We start from the raw sequence: 17,492 nt of genomic DNA, 5'->3' as shown, positions 1-17,492 counted from the left end.
TTGTGCCGCCTAGAAGCGTGTACCGAAGCTGAAGCGGATCGCCTGCTGCTTGTCCCACGACTCGTACTGGAGCGGCACTGCGTAATCGATTCGGATCGGGCCGAAGGGCGACACCCACTGGACGCCGACGCCGGTCGAGATACGCATCAACTGGGAGGTCAGCACCGACGTGGCGGCATAACTCTGCGCCTGGACGCCCCAGAGCGACCCCACGTCGACGAACGCCTTGCCCAGGAGGCCGACTTCCTTGGGAACCAGAGGCAGCGGATAGGACAGCTCGGTGGTGCCGGTGTAATAGTACTGGCCGCCCAGCGAGTCGGTGGTGTTGGCATCGCGGGGGCCGATACCGCCGACCGAGAAGCCGCGCATCGTGTCGCCGCCGATGAAGAACAGGTTGTTCAGGCGGATGTAGGAGCCGTTGTAGGGCGCCACCAGGCCGGCCGAGCCGCCGATCGACCAGACGAAGTCCTCGAAGAGCGACTTGTAATAGACCGCGTCGGCCGTGGTGCGCAGATACTGCTCGGTGCCGATTGCGCCGGCGACCGCGATGGTGTTGCGCACCAGGAAGCCCTTGGTCGTGTTCAGGCGCACGTCGCGGGTATCCCAGAGAATCGTTTCCGATAGCTCGGAAACCACCTGCGTACCCGAACTCTGCTGGATGAGCGGCGAGGCCCAGGGCTGGACGTTATAGATATCCGTCTGGCGCAGCGTGTAGCGCACGATCTGGCGGATCTCCTCGGAGTAGGCCCAACCGGCGCGCAGGGCGAAGCCAAGGCTGCGATCGCTGTAGCTGGCGACGGACTGGCGGTCGTTCGACGTCCGGAAGATGTCGAAACCGGCCGAGATCTGCCGATCCATGAAGTACGGCTCGGTGAACCCGAGGTCGATCGAGGTGCTGAGCGTTCCGAGCGAGAGGCCAAGACGCGCTTCCTGTCCCTTGCCGAGCAGGTTGCGCTCCTTGATGGCGATGTCGCCGACGATGCCCGCGGTCGTGGAGTAACCGGCGCCGAACGAGATTTCGCCGGTGCTCTGCTCGACCACCTGGACCTCGAGGTTGGTCTTGTCCGGCGAGGATCCCGGCGCGGCCGACACGTCGACCTTCTCGAAGAAGCCAAGGTTCCGGAGGCGCTGCTGGCTGCGACGAACCTTGGCCGTGCTGAACGCATCACCCTCGGCCAGCCGGAACTCGCGCCGGATGACCTTGTCGAGCGTGCGGGTGTTGCCCGTGATGTTGATTCGCTCGACGTAGACGCGCGGGCCCTCCTGCACGTCGAAGGTCACATCGACGGTGTTGTTGTCCTTGTTGCGGCGGATGTTGGGGCGCACTTCCACGAAGGCGTAGCCCAGCGAGCCCACCGCTTCCTGGATGTTCGAGACGGACTTCTCGACCGCATCGGCGTCGTACCAGTCTCCCGGGGCGATCGTGAGGAAGGTCTGGAGAACGTCGGTGTCGAGGCCCTGGAAGCGGCTGGTGACGTCGATCTTGCCGAACTTGTAGCGTTCGCCCTCGCTGATCGTGAAGGTGATGAAAAACCCTTCACGATTGGGTGCGAGTTCGGCGACCGCGGATACCACGCGAAAATCGGCGTAGCCCTCCGAAAGGTAGAACTTGCGCAGCAGTTCGCGATCGAGGTTCAGGCGGTCCGGGTCGAAGCGGTCGTCCGAGGAAAGGAAGCGCCACCAGGCGCTCTCCGTGGTCCTGATCTTGCCACGTAGCGTGCCGTCGCCGAAGGCCTCGTTGCCGACGAAGCTGATGCGCTTGACCCCGGTCACGTCGCCTTCGTTGATCTCGAACACCAGATCGACGCGCCCCTGCTCCAGGCGGATGATCTTCGGCTCGACGGAGGCATTGTAGCGGCCGCCGCGACGGTAGATCGTCAGGATGCGATCGACGTCAGCCTGGACGCGCGCGCGCGTGTAGACCTGGCGTGGTTTCGACTGCACCTCGTCGCGCAGCTTGTCGTCGTCGATCTTCTTGTTCCCTTCGAAGACGACGCGATTGATGATCGGGTTCTCCGTGACCTTCACGACGAGGGTCGAGCCCTGCATCTCGATCACGACATCCGAGAACAGCCCGGTCGCGAACAGCGCCTTCAGCGAGCGATCGGCGGCGGCCGCATCAAAAGGCTCGCCGACCTTCAGCTGGAGATACGAGCGGATGGTCTCAGGCTCCGCGCGGACATTTCCCTGGATCTGGATTCCGGCAATCGTACCGCCGGCCGCAGCACCACGTTGGGCGTGTGCCGGCGCGCTCAAGGACAGGATTGCAACAATGGCCAGTACGGCCCAACGAAAGATCAAACTCACCCCCGGCGCCAGTCAGACCTGCCGATGGTCAAAAACGTGAACGCAGCTTTCTAGACCGGCAAAGGGGACTAAGCCACCCCTTTTGTCCCCCGCTCCGAAGCAGCGCCAACGCCTCAACTCAGCGCAGCAAAAGCCTGATGTCATTGAAAGTTGCGATCAACGCCATGCCGATCACAAGCGCGAATCCGAGCTTCAGTCCCACCTCCTGTGCCCGCAGGCTGAGTGGCTTTCCGCGTACCGCTTCATAGGCATACATGGCGAGATGCCCGCCATCGAGCATCGGCACCGGCAGCAGGTTGAAGATGCCCAGCACCACGGAAAGGGCGATGACGAGATTGAGGATGCCGGTCCAGCCCGCATACGACGCCTCACCCGCAGCCTTGGCAATGCGAATCGGGCCGCCCAATTCATCCACAGGCCGCGTGGCGGTGAGGATCTGGCCCATCGACGTGTAGAACATCGACGTCATGCCCCAGACGGCCCGCACGCCGGCCCCCATCGCGCCGATGACCCCGTGCTGTCGCAGCTCGGTCACGGCCGCGGGCCGAACGCGCAGGCGCCCGACGATCTGCTCCTTGCCCGCACAGTCGACCGTCTTGTCGAGGATCGGGGTGATGGTCGCTTCTCCGTAGCGACCGTCGCGTTCGTAACGGACCTGCACCGGCTGACCGCCGCGGCTGCCGATCAGCTCGGGGATCCGGGAGAAGTACTCCACCGGCTTGCCGTCGATCGCCACCAGAAGGTCACCGACCTTGAGACCCGCGGCCTCGGCCGGGCTGTTCGCGGTGAAGCCACCCACGACGGGGCGAACGAACTGATCGATGCCGAGATCGCCGTACCGCAGGGTGTTGTTGTACCGGTCCGTACGCTCGCAGTACTGAGGCTGGATCTCGCCGCGCAACAGCTGCTTGCCGCGCCGGAATTCGACCGGCATCGGCTTGGCCCAGTAGAGGAACTGCGCCTCCTGGATGTCCTCGTAGCGGTCAATGCGCTTGTCCGCCAGTCGGACGATCTCGTCCCCGGTCCGCAGACCCGCCTTGGCCGCCGGCCCATCGACCTGCACCGCGACCGTCGTCGGCGTGTAGGGCTCGCCGGCGAAGAAGAAGACTCCCGTCAGCAGGAGGAACGCGAAAAGCAGGTTGGCCATCGGGCCGCCGAGCACGACCGCGGCGCGCGCATAGAGCGGCTGGCTGAAGAACGCCCGTTTGCGTTCACTCTCGGAAAGCGGCTCGCCGCTCGGTGTGGCGCTGGTGGCATCGCTGTCGCCCAGGAACTTCACGTACCCGCCGAGCGGGATCATGGAGACTTTCCACCGCGTGCCGTTGCGGTCCGTCCAGCCGAAGATCTCGGGGCCAAATCCGATCGAGAACACCTCGGCGTGGATGCCGAAACGGCGGCCGACCCAATAGTGGCCGTACTCGTGAACGAACACCAGGAGCGTCAGGACCAGGACGAAGTACGGCAGGTATGTCGTAAACAGGCTGACGATGCTTTGCATGCCCTACTCGACCATTAAACGCGTGTCATTTCAATTACTTGGCGCCTTGGCCCGACAGAACTCCTCAGCCACCCTGCGCGCTTCCAGATCGGCCGCCTCGACCTGCTGGAGACCATCAACCGCCTGGGAGAGCCCGTTCCAACCCGCCATCACGTCCTCGACGATCCGGGCGATGTCGAGAAAGCCGATGCGCCGCGCCAGGAACGCCGCCACCGCCGCCTCGTTCGCCGCGTTCAGCACGATGGGAGCATGCCCGCCCGCCACCAGAGCCTCACGCGCCAACCTTAGGGAGGGAAAGCGGCCGGAATCGGGCCGCTCGAAGGTGAGGGCCGGAATGCTCATGAAATCGACCTTGGCCGATGGGCCCTCGATGCGTGACGGCCAGCCCAGCGTATGGCTGATCGGGATGCGCATGTCCGCGGTACCGAGCTGGGCCAGCACCGACCCGTCGCGATACGACACCATCGAATGGATGACCGATTGCGGGTGCACGACGATGTCGACCTGGTTTTCCGGCACCCCGAACAGCAGTTGGGCCTCGATCAGTTCCAGCCCCTTGTTCATCATCGTCGCCGAATCGATCGAGATTTTCGCGCCCATGTCCCAGTTGGGATGGGCAAGTGCCTGTTCCGGTGTCGCTCCGGCCATGTCGGCCAGCGACCAGTTGCGGAAGGGTCCTCCCGAAGCCGTCAGGATCAGTCGATCGACGGCATGGCGTTGCGTGGGTTCGAACACCTGGAAAATGGCGTTGTGCTCGGAGTCGACGGGCAGCAGCACGCCGCCGGAGTGCTCCACCGCTTCGAGCAGAAGTCGCCCGGCGCAGACTAGCGCCTCCTTGTTCGCAAGCGCCACCATGGCGCCCCGCCGCGCGGCGACGAGGGTCGGCGCGAGACCGGCAAAGCCGACCACCGCCGCCATCACCCACTCGGCCGGTCGGGAAGCTGCCTCGACGACGGCATCGGGGCCGGCCGCAACCTCGACCGGGGTACCCGCCAGCGCCTCCTTGAGCGCGAGATAGCGGCCAGGATCGGCCACGACGGCCAGCCGCGCCTTCAACCGCCGCGCCTGGTCGGCCAGCTGCTCGACCGCGCGGTTGGCCACCAGGGCTTCCACCCGATAGCGCTCGGGGTCGCGCTCGATCAGATCGACGGTGCTCTGCCCCACCGAGCCGGTCGAGCCCAGAATGGTGACTCCCCGCGGCTGCGCGGACGACGGGGCGGCCCATCTGGTCATGCCCAGGGCCATGAATCGCCCAGGACGAGCCGGGCGGCGGCTACGGCCACGAGGACGGCCATCAGACCGTCGATCCGGTCCAGCAGTCCGCCGTGCCCCGGAATGAGACGGCCGCTGTCCTTCACCCCGGCGCGCCGCTTGGCCGCCGATTCGAGCAGGTCGCCCGCCTGTCCGATGACCGCGAGTGCGGCGCCTGCAATGGCGAGATGAAGGGTTTCGCCGAGTCCGAATGCATAGCCCGTCGCCGCGCTGGCCACCGCCGCCCAGGCCATGCCGCCGATGAGACCCGACCATGTCTTGCCCGGGCTGATGCGTGGGGCCAGTTTCGCTCCCCCGGCGGTTCGTCCGACGAAGTAGGCGCCAATGTCGGTCGCCCAGATGCAGACCAGCACCCAAAGGATCGTCTCGCGGCCGAACGACGGCTGGTGCCGCAGCCACAGCAGGGCCACCAGTGCCGCCAGCCCGTACGTCCAGGCCAGAAGCCGCAGCACGGGCGCGCCGCGCGTGAGACGTGTCCACTCGAAGATCATCACAGGCGCGGCGAGCGCTGCGATCAGGTCGATCCAGGGAAAGCCGTACCAGACCGCCGCGAGCAGCAGCGGGCCGAGCACGAGGGCCGAAAGCGCCCGCACCAGCAGCCCGGCGAAGCGCCCTCCGCGGGGCACGGGAGCGCTAGCTTCCGACGCCGCCATACCGCCGCTCACGCCGCCGGAACTCCGCGATGGCCTGTTCCAGGTGTTCCTTGCCGAAATCCGGCCACAGCGTGTCGACGAAAACCAGCTCCGAGTAGGCACACTGCCAGAGCAGGAAATTGCTGATCCTCTGCTCGCCGCTCGTCCTGATCAGAAGATCCGGATCGGGCACGCCGGCCGTCAACAACTCGCGCTCGAAGCTGTGCTGGTCGATGCTGTCGACGGTGATCTCCCCCTTCGCGACCTGCTTCGCAAGGTTGCGCGCCGCCCGCACGATTTCATCGCGCGCGCCGTAGTTCATGCAGATGTTGACGTCGATCCGCGTATTGCCGGACGTCATCCTTTCGGCATCGGCAATGTCCCGCACGATGTCGCCCGCAAGCCCGTCGCGGTTGCCGATGACCCGCAGCCGCGCACCGTTCTTGCGAAGCTCCTCGAGCTCGTTGCGCAGGTAGTGGCGGAGCAGTCCCATCAGGTCGGCGACCTCGTCGGCGGGCCGCGTCCAGTTCTCGGTCGAGAAGGCGAACAGCGTCAGGATCGGAATCCCGAGTTCGCCGGCACCACGCACCACGCGCCGCACCGCGTCGGCGCCGCGCCGGTGGCCCGCCACACGCGGCAGGCCACGGGCCTTAGCCCACCGACCGTTGCCATCCATGATGATGGCAACGTGCTGGGGTCCCGAAGCCTGATCGGGATTGGCGGGCAGCGGCGCGCTGGACATCAGACCGTCTTGATCTCTTTTTCCTTGTGCGCCAGGGCCTCGTCGACCTGCTTGACGTACCGGTCAGTGAGTTTCTGCACCTCGTCGGCCTTCTGACGATGCTCGTCTTCCGAGATCTTGCGGTCCTTTTCGGCCTTCTTGAGCGCTTCCATGCCGTCGCGGCGCACGTTGCGGACGGCCACCTTGCCCTGCTCCGCATACTTGTGCGCGAGCTTGGCGAGTTCGTTGCGACGCTCCGTCGTGAGTTCGGGGATCGGAATACGGATAATCTGACCGTCCGGCGACGGGTTGAGGCCGAGGCCAGCCTCGCGGATCGCCTTGGCGGTCGGCGTCACCAGGCTTTTGTCCCACACGCTCACGGTCAGGAGCCGCGGTTCCGGGGCACTCACGGTACCGACCTGATTCAGCGGCATGCGCTGGCCGTAGGCCTCCACCATCACCGGGTCGAGCAGATTGACCGAGGCACGCCCCGTCCGGAGACCGCCGAATTCCTTCTTCAGGGCGTCCATCGCGCCATGCATGCGCTTCTCGAGCTCGTTGAGATCGGCAGACATGTTCAGGCCTCGTCCTTGATGATCGTGAAGGTACCCTCGCCGCGCATCGTCTCGGCGAAGGCGCCGGGCTTGTGGATGTCGAAGACAATGATGGGGATACGGTTCTCGCGCGCAAGCGAGATCGCCGAGGCGTCCATCACCTGCAGGTCCCGCGACAGCACTTCCATGTAGCTCAGCGAATCGAAGCGCTTGGCGCCCTTGTCCTTGCGCGGATCGGCCGAATAGACCCCGTCGACCTGCGTGCCCTTGAGCAGAGCGTTGACGCCCATTTCCGCCGCGCGTAGCGCCGCCGCGGTATCGGTGGTGAAGAACGGATTGCCGGTGCCCGCGGCGAAGATCACGACCCGGCCCTTCTCCATATGCCGGGCGGCGCGGCGGCGGATGTAGGGTTCGCAGACCGTGGTCATCGGGATGGCCGACTGCACGCGGGTCTGAAGGCCGACGCGCTCCAGCGCGCTTTGCATCGCAAGTGAATTGATGACGGTGGCCAGCATGCCCATGTAGTCGCCGCTGGCGCGGTCCATGCCGGAAGCCGCCGCGGAGACGCCGCGGAAGATGTTCCCGCCGCCGATCACCAGGCAAACCTGCACGCCCATCGCATGCACGGTCTTCACTTCCTGTGCGACCATCGCTACCATGCCGGGATCCAGGCCGTATTCCCGATTCCCCATCAGCCCCTCGCCAGAGAGCTTGAGAAGAACACGGCGATATTGGGGACCCGACGGCATCAGACGTGCCTCTGACTACGTTTGTCTTGGGCGCGCGGACAACATGTCCGCGCGCCGGTAGTTTCTACTACTACTTCTTGAGCTGGGCAGCCACCTCGGCTGCGAAATCCTCAGATTTCTTCTCGATGCCCTCGCCCAGGGCAAAGCGGAGGAAGCCCGCGAGCCGGACGGGTGCGCCGGCCGTCTTGCCGGCATCCTCGACGACCTTCGAGACCTTGGTCTTGCCGTCCATCACGAAGGCCTGCTCGAGCAGCACGACTTCCTGGTGGAACTTGCGCAGGCCGCCCTCGACCATCTTGGCGACGATCTCGGCGGTCTTGCCCTGCTGGCCGGCCTTCTCGGCCAGCACCGCGCGCTCGCGCTCGATGGCGGCCTGGTCCAGTTCGGCGACCGTCAGCGACTGCGGGTTGGTAGCCGCCACGTGCATGGCGAGCTGCTTGGCGAGCGCGGCGAGCTTGGCCTTGTCGCCGGTCGACTCCAGCGCCACCAGCACGCCGATCTTGCCGAGATCCGGCGCGACGGCATTGTGGGTGTAGGCCACCACGACCCCGTCCGACACCGACAGCGAGGCTGCACGGCGCAGGCTCATGTTCTCGCCGATCGTGGCGATCAGGTTGGTCAGCTCGCCCTGGACGTCGCGGCCGGTGCCGGGGAAAGGCGCGGCTGCGACCTTGGCGAGGTCGCCACCGTTCTCAAGGGCAAGCTTGGTCGCCGCGGCGACAAACTTCTGGAACTGGTCGTTGCGGCCGACGAAGTCGGTCTCGGCATTGACCTCGATGACCGCACCCTTGGTGCCGTCGGCCGCGACGCCGACGAGGCCTTCCGCGGCGACGCGGCCGGCCTTCTTCGAGGCCGCCGACAGTCCCTTGGTGCGCAGCCAGTCGACCGCCTTCTCGATGTCGCCGGCCGTCTCGCCCAGCGCCTTCTTGCAATCCATCATGCCCGCGCCGGTCTTCTCGCGCAGTTCCTTGACGAGCGATGCAGTGATCTCAGCCATCTCTTGCTCCGTTTGGTACAACAAGGGCCGGTCTTCCGACCGGCCCCGTCTGTTTTCCTGAATGAGGGACCGGATTACTCTGCCGGTGCCGCCTCGGCCTGGGCCTCGGCCGCGGGAATTTCCTCGACAGGCTGTTCGCTCAGCTCGCCGACGTCACCACCGGTGGCCGCGATCTCGGCCCGGATGCCATCGAGCACCGAGCCGGCCAGCAGGTCGCAATAGAGCGACACGGCGCGGATTGCGTCGTCGTTGCCCGGGATCGGGAAATCGATGCCGTCCGGATCGGAGTTGCTGTCGACCACCGCAACGATCGGAATGCCGCGCTTGCGGGCTTCCAGGACGGCGATCGCCTCCTTGTTGGTGTCGATGATGAACAGCAGGTCGGGCGTGCCGCCCATTTCCTTGATGCCGCCCAGCGAGCGCTCGAGCTTGTCGCGCTCGCGCGTCAGGTCGAGCTGTTCCTTCTTGGTGAGGCCGACGACATCGCCCTTCAGGCGCTCGTCGAGCTCGCGCAGGCGCTTGATCGACGCCGAGATCGTGTTCCAGTTCGTGATCATGCCGCCCAGCCAGCGGTGATTCACATAGTACTGGCCGCAGCGCTTGGCCGCGTCCGCGACGCGCTCGGCGGCCGCCGGCTTGGTACCGACGAACAGGACGCGCCCGCCGCTCGCCACGACGTCGCGAACCTGCTTCAGCGCCTGCTCCAGCAGCGGCACGGTCTTGGTGAGATCGATGATGTGAACCCCGTTGCGCACCCCGAACAGGTACGGCTTCATCTTGGGGTTCCAGCGGCGCGTGTGATGGCCGAAGTGGACGCCGGCTTCCAGCAGCTGGCGCATCGTGAATGTCGGCATGGTCATGCCGTTCTCCTTTTCCGGTTGAACCTCCGCGGGCGTCGTTCCCGGAATGGGAACACCGGAGCGAGCGCCGGGATGTCTCCCCGTCGACCGCAAACCCGCGTGCGAAGTGGCGCGTTTCTAGTGGGTTGGGCCCGAAATTGCAAGCGCCAACGAAATCAATGGCTTAGCCGAGCAGATTGTCAATTTCCCGGGCCAGCTTGAGGATCGAGAGCGGTGCGCTCCCCTCGGCCTTGTTGTTGGCCGTGATCCACACCTTCCTGCCGGCCTTGTGGGCGGCCGCGGCCATCCTCGCGAGGACCCGGCGAGTCTCGGCATCCTCATCGACCAGCCGGTCGAACGGCTCGTAGCGCTGCTTGGCGGCCTGGTACAGGAACCCGCGATGCAGGTTCCACCTGACTACCAGCGGCCCGGGCTGGTCCCCGTCCAGGGCCCGGAGGGCGGTCTCCTGTCGCTCGATCTCCGGCATCCGGTCGTGCAGGCCAACGCAATATCGCACTCCGGCACGGGCCAGCATCCGCATCAGGCGGGGCGTCAGCAGTTCCGGATTTCGCAGTTCCAGTGCGTAAAGAGGCTGGAGGCCGCCCAGCACCTGCGGGAGAGCGGCGAAAAACGCCTCCAGCCGCTCGACCAGCAACGTGGCATCTTCCACCAGACTGCGCGGCAGCGGCGAGACCTGGAACACGAGCGGGCCGGCCTTGGCCTTCAGTCCCTCGAGACACGGCACGACGAACTCGCGGGTCGCCACGGCGGCATCGAGGAAATACGGGTTGGGCACTTTCCCCCGCCCCTCCTCGTCACGCATCACCGCATCGCAGACGAGCGCCGGCGCCTTCACGACGAAGCTGAAATGTTCCGGGACCTGACTCGCGTACCGGGCGTAGTCGGCGGTCGAGATCGGCGTATAGAAGGTGCGGTCGAGGCTCACTGTCCGCAGTAGCGGGATCTCGGCGTAAGCCGCGAGTCCCTTGCGGCTGAGCGTCACCTGCGGATGGACCGCGTCGTAGACGAGGCCGCGCCATCCCGGAAAGAACCACGACGACGTGCCCAGCCGGATGTCGACCGGCAGCGGAGGCGCCTCCAGGAGCGGCGAGTCCCGGGCGGTCCGGACGTCTCCGGCTCCCGCCGCCCGGCGCTTGGGCGGTGCGGCGGTCTCGGTTTCGAAAAGGCCGGGCTGCCGGCTCAAATCTCCTCCACCTGCGAGACGCCCGGCAGGCTGCCGATCGTGTCGCGCAGGCCGCCTGCGATCGAATAGGTGCCGGGCAAGGTGACCTCGGCATCGGTCTCCTCGTTCATCGGCACGACCAGCGTGACCCGCCCGCGGCCGCGCTTCCCCTCGAGCGCCTTGCGCAGGGCCTCGAGCGCCACGGGATCGGTGATCACGATGCGCAGGCCGGCCGCCGAATTGGCGACCGCATCCTCGAGCTTCTCGACCGACTGAGCGGTGAGCTTCACCTGTTCGCCATCGAGCCGGCCGTCGACCGAGATCAGAATCGCCTGCCCCGCTTCGAGGAGATTGCGCTTGGAACTCAGCAGCTCGCTGAACATGACGCATTCGAACGCGCCGGACTGGTCGGAGCATTGCAGGAAGGCGAAGCGATTGCCCTTCGCCGAGGTGCGCTCCATGCGGTCGATGACGGTGCCGGCCAGCTTGATGCGCCCGGGCGTGCCCCGGGCCAGCAGCGCCGGAAGGTCGGCTGCCCGGCAGACGCCCAGCCGCTGCAGGCTGCGCTCGTAGGACGCCAGCGGGTGCGACGAGAGGTAGAAACCGATGGCGGCAAACTCATTCTGCAGCCGCTCCATCGGCGCCCAGTCCGGCACCTTGGGCAATTGCGGACGGCGCTGGGCGGTGTCGTCGCCGAACAGGTTGTTCTGGTTGCTGCCGCGCGACTCGTGCGTCGCCTGCGAATGCCGCGTCAGCGCCTCCACGGCGGCAAAGGTCTGCGCCCGGTTCTTGTTCAGCGTGTCGAAGGCGCCTGCCTTCACGAGGCTCTCCAGCAGCCGCTTGTTCAGCACGCGCTGGTCGAGCCGTTCGGCGAAGTCGAACAGGTCCTTGAAGGGGCCGTTGGCCTCTCGCTCCTCGGTGAGGCGCGTCATCGCCTCCTTGCCGACGCCCTTGATGGCCGCCAGCGCATACCGGATCGCCTTCTTGCCGTCCGCGGTCTGCTCGACGGTGAACTCGGCCGTGGACTTGTTCACGTCGGGCGGCAGCAACTCGACATTGATCTTGTCGAGGTCGCGGCGATAGCCGTTGAGCTTTTCCACGTTGCCCATGTCGAGGGTCATCGTGGCGGCGAAGAACTCGACCGGATGGTTGGCCTTGAGATAGGCGGTCTGGTAGCAGACCAGCGCGTAAGCTGCGGCGTGGGACTTGTTGAAGCCGTAACCCGCGAACTTGTTGACCTGATCGAAGATCGACGAGGCCTTGTCCGCCTTCACGTTGTTCTTCTCGGCGCCCTCGACGAAGAGCGCCCGCTGGGCGTCCATCTCCGCCTGGATCTTCTTGCCCATGGCGCGACGCAGCAGGTCAGCGCCGCCCAGCGAGTAGCCGCTCAGCACCTGCGCGATCTGCATGACCTGCTCCTGGTAGATCATGATGCCGTAGGTTTCCTTCAGGATCCCTTCCAGCAACGGATGCAGGTAATCCGGCTCCTCCTCGCCATGCTTGCGCTTGATGTAGCTCGGGATGTTCTCCATCGGGCCGGGGCGGTAGAGCGCCACCACGGCAATGATGTCCTCGAAGCGGTCGGGCTTCATCTTGCGCAGCACATCGCGCATGCCGTTGCCTTCGAGCTGGAACACCCCCGATCCGTCGCCCCGGGCGAGCAGCTCGAAGGTCTTTCTGTCGTCGAGCGGCAGTTTCGCGATATCGATGCGGTCTTGGCCGATGAAGTCGCAAGCCTTCTCGATCACCGTCAGAGTCTTCAGGCCGAGGAAGTCGAACTTCACCAAGCCCGCCGGCTCGACCCATTTCATATTGAACTGGGTTGCAGGAAGCGATTCCTTGCTGTCGGTATCCCGGAACAGCGGCACCAGCTGGTCGAGCGGCCGGTCTCCGATCACCACGCCGGCAGCATGGGTCGAGGCGTTGCGGAACAGCCCCTCGAGCTGCAGCGCGAGATCGATCAGTCGCTTGATCTCCTCGTCCGCGTTGTACTGTTCCTTCAGCAGCTCCTCGGTCTCCAGCGCCTTCGCCAGCGTCACCGGATTGGCCGGGTTGTTCGGCACCAGCTTGCAGATCCTGTCGACCTGCCCGTAAGGCATGCCCAGCACGCGGCCGACGTCGCGCAGCACCGCGCGGGCCTGCAGCTTGCCGAAGGTGATGATCGCGGCGACCCGGTCGTGGCCGTACTCGTCGCGCACGTAGCGGATGACGCGGTCGCGCTTGTCCTGGCAGAAGTCGATGTCGAAGTCGGGCATCGACACGCGTTCGGGGTTGAGGAAGCGCTCGAACAGCAGGCCCCAGCGCAGCGGGTCAAGGTCGGTGATCTTGAGCGACCAGGCGACCAGCGAGCCCGCACCCGAACCGCGGCCGGGACCGACCGGCACGTCGTTGTCCTTGGCCCACTGGATAAAGTCGGCCACGATCAGGAAGTAGCCCGCGAACCCCATCTTCTCGATCATGTCGAGCTCGTAGGTCAGCCGGGCTTCATACTTGTCGATGCCGATCCCGTCGGCCAGGCGCCCGAGCTTCTGCAGCTCATCGAGACCGGTCTTGGCCAGGTCGCGCAGCGCCTCGCCTTCGGTGCGGCCCTCGAGCTTCGTATAGCGCGGCAGGATCGGCTTGCGCGGCGCGGGCATGTAGGCGCAGCGCTGGGCTATCACCAGGGTGTTGTCGCAGGCCTCGGGAATGTCGGCGAACAGGGCGCGCATCTCGGCGGCCGACTTGAAATAGTGTTCGGGCGTCAGGCGACGCCGGTTGGGATCGTCGATATGCGCGCCCTGCTCGATGCAGAGCAGCACGTCGTGCGCCTCGTACATCGATTTTTTCGGGAAGTGCGCGTCGTTGGTTGCGACCAGCGGCAGGTTGCGCTCGTAGGCGAGATCGATGAGCGGCGCCTCGATGCGGCGCTCGGCGTCCTCGCCGTGACGCTGCAGTTCCAGGTAGAGCCTGCCGTCGAACAACCGTTGCAGCCGGTCGAGCATGTGCGCCGCCGCCGGCGTCTGGCCCGCCGCCAGCAGCCGCCCGACGGCGCTGCCCGCGCTACCGGTCAGCGCGATCAGCCCCGCGGTCGAGCCTTCCAGCTCCGACATCGGCAGAGCGGCGACAGATCCCATCTTGAATTCGAGATGGGCCCGGCTCACCAGCCGCATCAGGTTGACGTAGCCCTCCTCGCTCTGGACCAGCAGGGTCAGCCAATCGACAGTCGGCAGCTTGTTCGTCGTGGCAACGCCGCCCTCCTCCTCGCGCCGGATACCGAGATCGCAGCCGACGATCGGCTGTATGCCGGCCTTCGAGGCGTACTGCGAGAATTCCAGCGCGCCGAAGAGGTTGTTGCGATCGGTGACGGCAACCGCCGGCATCGCCTCGCCCTTGGCGAGCGAGACGACCTTGTCGACCTTGTTCGCCCCCTCGGTGAGCGAGTAGGCGGAACGAACCTTCAGATGGATGAAATCAGCGATGGCCACGGGCCATCATCGCGCCGCGGCCTGTGGACTGTCAGGCATCCAGCACGCCATCCTTGAGATGCACGGTGCGATCCATGCGGGCCGCCAGCTCCGGATTGTGGGTCGCCACGAGCGCCGCCATGCCGGTTTCGCGAACCAGCGCCAGCAATTGCTGGAAGACCGCCTCGGCCGTCGCGGAATCGAGGTTGCCGGTCGGTTCGTCGGCCAGCAGCACGCGCGGGGCGTTGGCGACCGCGCGGGCGATCGCCACCCGCTGCTGTTCGCCGCCCGACAGACGGCCCGGGCGATGGTCCAGCCGGTCGCCCAGCCGCACCAGCCCCAGGAGCTCGGTGGCACGCTTGCGGGCTGCCGCGCGCGAGACGCCGTTCAGCATCTGCGGCAGCATCACGTTCTCGACCGCCGAGAATTCCGGCAGCAGGTGATGATACTGGTAGACGAAGCCCAGGAACTGCCGGCGCAGGCCGGTGCGGTCCCGGTCGGCCATCCGGACGGTTGCCTTGCCGTCGACCACGACCTCGCCCTCGTCGGGCCGTTCGAGCAGGCCGGCAATGTGCAGCAGGGTCGACTTGCCGCTGCCCGACTGGCCGACCATGGCCACGATCTCGCCGGGATGCAGGTCGACCGAGACGCCGCGCAGCACGTCGAGGCGGCGGTCGCCCTGGACGAAGGTGCGGCGGATGCCCTGCAGCGAGAGCGGCTTGGTCGTGTCACTCATGTCGCAATCCTTCGACCGGTTCGACCCGGGTGGCGCGCCACGCCGGATAGGCCGCGGCGACGAGCGAGAGCACGATCGCGACGGCGATGATGAAGGCCACCTCGGTCGGGTCGACGCGCACCGGCATGGAGGTGATGAAATCGACCTCGGCACCGGCGGTGCCGGAGCCCCCCGTGACGCTGGCCAGCGCGCGACCGATCGCCGGCATGTTGGCGCAGAGCAGCAGACCGAGCGCGGCCCCGATCGCCGTGCCGACGACGCCGACCGCGGCGGCGGCCATGAAAAACGCGCGAACGATCGTACCCGGCCCAGCTCCCATGGTGCGGAGGATGGCGATGCTGCCGCGCTTCACGCGAACCAGCATTGTGAAGCTCGCCACCACGTTCATGGCGGCGACCACCACGATCAGGGTCAGGATGATGAACATCATCACGCGTTCGACCTGCAGCGCCCCGACGAACCGGGCGTTGAGGCCGAGCCAGTGCGAGACGCGGAGATCCTCCCGCCCGAGCGACTGACGCAGTTCCTGCGCCACCCGCGGGGCGGCCTGGGGATCCTTCAGGAACAGGTCGATCGAGCTCACCGTGTCCTTGGCGTACTCGAGGTTCTCCTGCAGCACCTCCAGCGGGACGAAGACCAGGGTGCTGTCGAACTCGTAACGCCGGGTCAGGAAGCTCGCGAGGATGTCGTAGTCGGTGTAGCGCGGCGCAATCGTGCCGCTCTCGTTCAACTGGTGGGTCACCACGGTGAGCGGCTCGCCCACGCGAACCTGCATCTGCTGGCGCAGCCGTTCGCCGATCACCAGGCCGGGCTTGGGCCCGAACTCCGCGAGGTCGCCGAAGATGATGTTGCGGACGACGATCTCGCGATCAAGGAGATCCGCGCGCCGCACGCCGCGAAGCTGCGCCCCGCGGGTCTGGCCATGTCCCGTGACCAGTGCCTGCCGTTCCAGGGTGAGTCGCACTGCTTCGACCCCGGGAACCTGCTTGAGCCTGGCGAGCAGTTCAGGAGTGGCCTGCAGGAGACCGCCCCGTGCCGCGACGATAACATGGCCGTTCATGCCGATGATCCGGCCCAGCAGCTGCTCGCGGAAGCCGCCCATCACCGAAAGAACGGCGATGAGCGTTCCCACGCCCAGTGCCACCCCGATCAGCGAGAACATGGCGATGAAGGACACGAATCCCTCGCGCTGGCGCGTGGCGAGGTAGCGCCAGGCGAGCCAGCGCTCGACGGTGGGCGCCCGTTCACTCACGGCGCAGCCCCTCGACCGGATCGAGGCGCGCCGCGCGCGCCGCGGGATACAGCGAGGCCAGAAGAGCGAAAACCAGCGCCATGGCCGCGATGCCCGCGACCTCGCTCCATTCGATCTGCGACGGCAATTCGGCCAGCAGGTAGAGCGTCTGGTCGAACAGCACGATATCGAAGGTCCGTTGAAGCCACTGCCGGATCGCCTCGATGTTGCGGGCGAAGGCAAGTCCGAGCACAACCCCAAGGACGGTGCCGGCGCCGCCGATCGCCAACCCGTCCAGCAGAAAGATCCGCATGATCGCGGCGCGGCTGGCGCCCATGGTGCGCAGGATGGCGATGTCGGCGGTCTTGGTGCGGACCAGCATGACCAGGCTGGACACGATGTTGAAGGCCGCCACGATGACGATCATCGTCAGCACCAGGAAGATCATGTTGGTCTGGGCGACGACTGCCGAGAAGAAGCCGGCATTGGCCTGGAACCAGTCGAAGACCCAGCCTTCCGATCCCACCGCCTGCATAAGCAGCCGGCGCGTCGCGTCGGTCGAGCCCTTGCCGGCGACGAATACCTCGATGCCGGTGACGTTGGGGCCGAGATTCAGCATGTGCTGCGCATCCTGCAGCGGCGCATAGATGAAGTTGGAATCGTAGTCGTACATGCCCGTGCAGAAAATCGCCGCGACCTTCACCGCAGCGGAACGCGGCATGACGCCGAGCGGGGTAGCCACGGAGACGGGCGACACGAGCTGCAGACGGTCACCGACTTTGAGATTCATCAGTTCGGCGAGACGCCGGCCGATCACCACCGAGAAGTCGTCGCCGAAGCCCTTGAGGGTTCCCCAGTCGATCGGCTTGTCGCCCTCCACCTTGCACAGTGCCCGGTAGCGCTCGCGGCTTTCGGGCGTGCCCTCGATCGCCGATGCGAGCGGCGCGCGATTGCGCAGATCATCGGGACGCATCCCGCGCAGCACGACTCCGCGCACGCGATCGCCCGCAACCGCCATGAGGTTGCCCTCGGCCGTCGGCGTGGCCGATGCGACGCCCGGTACCGCCGCCATGCGCGTCAGGAGATCGGGCGTCGGCTCGAGGGCGCCGCGGTTGGACTGGACCCCCAGCTGCCCGCTGATGCTCGACATCTGGGCCAGCATCTCGACCCGGAAGCCGTTCATCACCGACATGACGACGATCAGCGTCCCCACGCCCAGCGTGATGCCGATCAGCGAAAAGCCGGCGATGACAGAGATGAACCCCTCGTCGCGGCGCGCCCGCAGATAGCGGAAGGCGATCAGGCGCTCGACGGCGGAGCCCATGTGAGA

Annotated in this window: 14 protein-coding genes; all 14 read right to left on the bottom strand. The window is 66.2% G+C overall.

Annotated elements, in window-relative coordinates; all coding sequences use genetic code 11:
* Positions 1 to 9: 9 nt before the first annotated feature.
* Positions 10 to 2,256 carry an outer membrane protein assembly factor BamA gene (bamA, locus tag LJ725_RS00845; RefSeq protein WP_230548725.1) on the bottom strand — a complete coding sequence of 749 codons (2,247 nt, stop codon included), beginning with the start codon at positions 2,254 to 2,256 and terminating at the stop codon, positions 10 to 12.
* 169 nt (positions 2,257 to 2,425) lie between these two features.
* Positions 2,426 to 3,805, bottom strand: coding sequence for an RIP metalloprotease RseP (gene rseP / locus LJ725_RS00840; RefSeq protein WP_230548724.1), 1,380 nt, complete (start codon positions 3,803 to 3,805; stop codon positions 2,426 to 2,428).
* A gap of 30 nt (positions 3,806 to 3,835) precedes the next feature.
* On the bottom strand, positions 3,836 to 5,050 hold the full coding sequence (dxr, locus tag LJ725_RS00835; protein ID WP_230548723.1) for a 1-deoxy-D-xylulose-5-phosphate reductoisomerase: 1,215 nt from the start codon (positions 5,048 to 5,050) through the stop codon (positions 3,836 to 3,838).
* Entirely contained in the window at positions 5,035 to 5,703 is a 669-nt protein-coding gene (locus LJ725_RS00830) for a phosphatidate cytidylyltransferase (protein WP_230548722.1), read from the bottom strand. Before LJ725_RS00830 ends, dxr begins: the two co-directional genes overlap by 16 nt.
* A gap of 7 nt (positions 5,704 to 5,710) precedes the next feature.
* The gene (locus LJ725_RS00825; protein WP_230548721.1) at positions 5,711 to 6,451 is read right to left on the bottom strand and encodes an isoprenyl transferase; all 741 of its coding nucleotides are present in this window, start codon (positions 6,449 to 6,451) and stop codon (positions 5,711 to 5,713) included.
* Positions 6,451 to 7,005: a ribosome recycling factor gene (gene frr / locus LJ725_RS00820; RefSeq protein ID WP_230548720.1), complete on the bottom strand. Its 555-nt coding sequence runs from the start codon at positions 7,003 to 7,005 to the stop codon at positions 6,451 to 6,453. The genes LJ725_RS00825 and frr overlap by 1 nt, the downstream gene beginning before the upstream one ends.
* 2 nt (positions 7,006 to 7,007) lie before the next feature.
* Positions 7,008 to 7,733, bottom strand: coding sequence for a UMP kinase (gene pyrH / locus LJ725_RS00815; RefSeq protein ID WP_230548719.1), 726 nt, complete (start codon positions 7,731 to 7,733; stop codon positions 7,008 to 7,010).
* Positions 7,734 to 7,803: 70 nt separating this feature from the next.
* Entirely contained in the window at positions 7,804 to 8,730 is a 927-nt protein-coding gene (tsf, locus tag LJ725_RS00810) for a translation elongation factor Ts (protein ID WP_230548718.1), read from the bottom strand.
* Between the two features lie 74 nt (positions 8,731 to 8,804).
* Positions 8,805 to 9,590 carry a 30S ribosomal protein S2 gene (rpsB, locus tag LJ725_RS00805; protein WP_230548717.1) on the bottom strand — a complete coding sequence of 262 codons (786 nt, stop codon included), beginning with the start codon at positions 9,588 to 9,590 and terminating at the stop codon, positions 8,805 to 8,807.
* 163 nt (positions 9,591 to 9,753) lie between these two features.
* Positions 9,754 to 10,773, bottom strand: a complete 1,020-nt coding sequence (locus LJ725_RS00800; RefSeq protein ID WP_230548716.1) for a DUF72 domain-containing protein — start codon at positions 10,771 to 10,773, stop codon at positions 9,754 to 9,756.
* Positions 10,770 to 14,216 (bottom strand): DNA polymerase III subunit alpha, encoded by a 3,447-nt coding sequence (gene dnaE / locus LJ725_RS00795; RefSeq protein ID WP_230548715.1) that lies wholly within the window; start codon positions 14,214 to 14,216, stop codon positions 10,770 to 10,772. Before dnaE ends, LJ725_RS00800 begins: the two co-directional genes overlap by 4 nt.
* Before the next feature lie 31 nt (positions 14,217 to 14,247).
* Positions 14,248 to 14,931 (bottom strand): ABC transporter ATP-binding protein, encoded by a 684-nt coding sequence (locus LJ725_RS00790; protein WP_230548714.1) that lies wholly within the window; start codon positions 14,929 to 14,931, stop codon positions 14,248 to 14,250.
* Entirely contained in the window at positions 14,924 to 16,183 is a 1,260-nt protein-coding gene (locus LJ725_RS00785) for an ABC transporter permease (RefSeq protein ID WP_230548713.1), read from the bottom strand. The genes LJ725_RS00790 and LJ725_RS00785 overlap by 8 nt, the downstream gene beginning before the upstream one ends.
* Positions 16,176 to 17,486: a lipoprotein-releasing ABC transporter permease subunit gene (locus LJ725_RS00780; RefSeq protein ID WP_230548712.1), complete on the bottom strand. Its 1,311-nt coding sequence runs from the start codon at positions 17,484 to 17,486 to the stop codon at positions 16,176 to 16,178. The genes LJ725_RS00785 and LJ725_RS00780 overlap by 8 nt, the downstream gene beginning before the upstream one ends.
* Positions 17,487 to 17,492 lie beyond the last annotated feature (6 nt).

It is taken from the genome of Reyranella aquatilis, from assembly GCF_020880995.1.
GTDB classification, from domain to species: Bacteria; Pseudomonadota; Alphaproteobacteria; order Reyranellales; family Reyranellaceae; genus Reyranella; species Reyranella aquatilis.
Note: the sequence above shows the minus strand (reverse complement) of the source record. Positions and strands in the feature narration are given on the sequence as shown.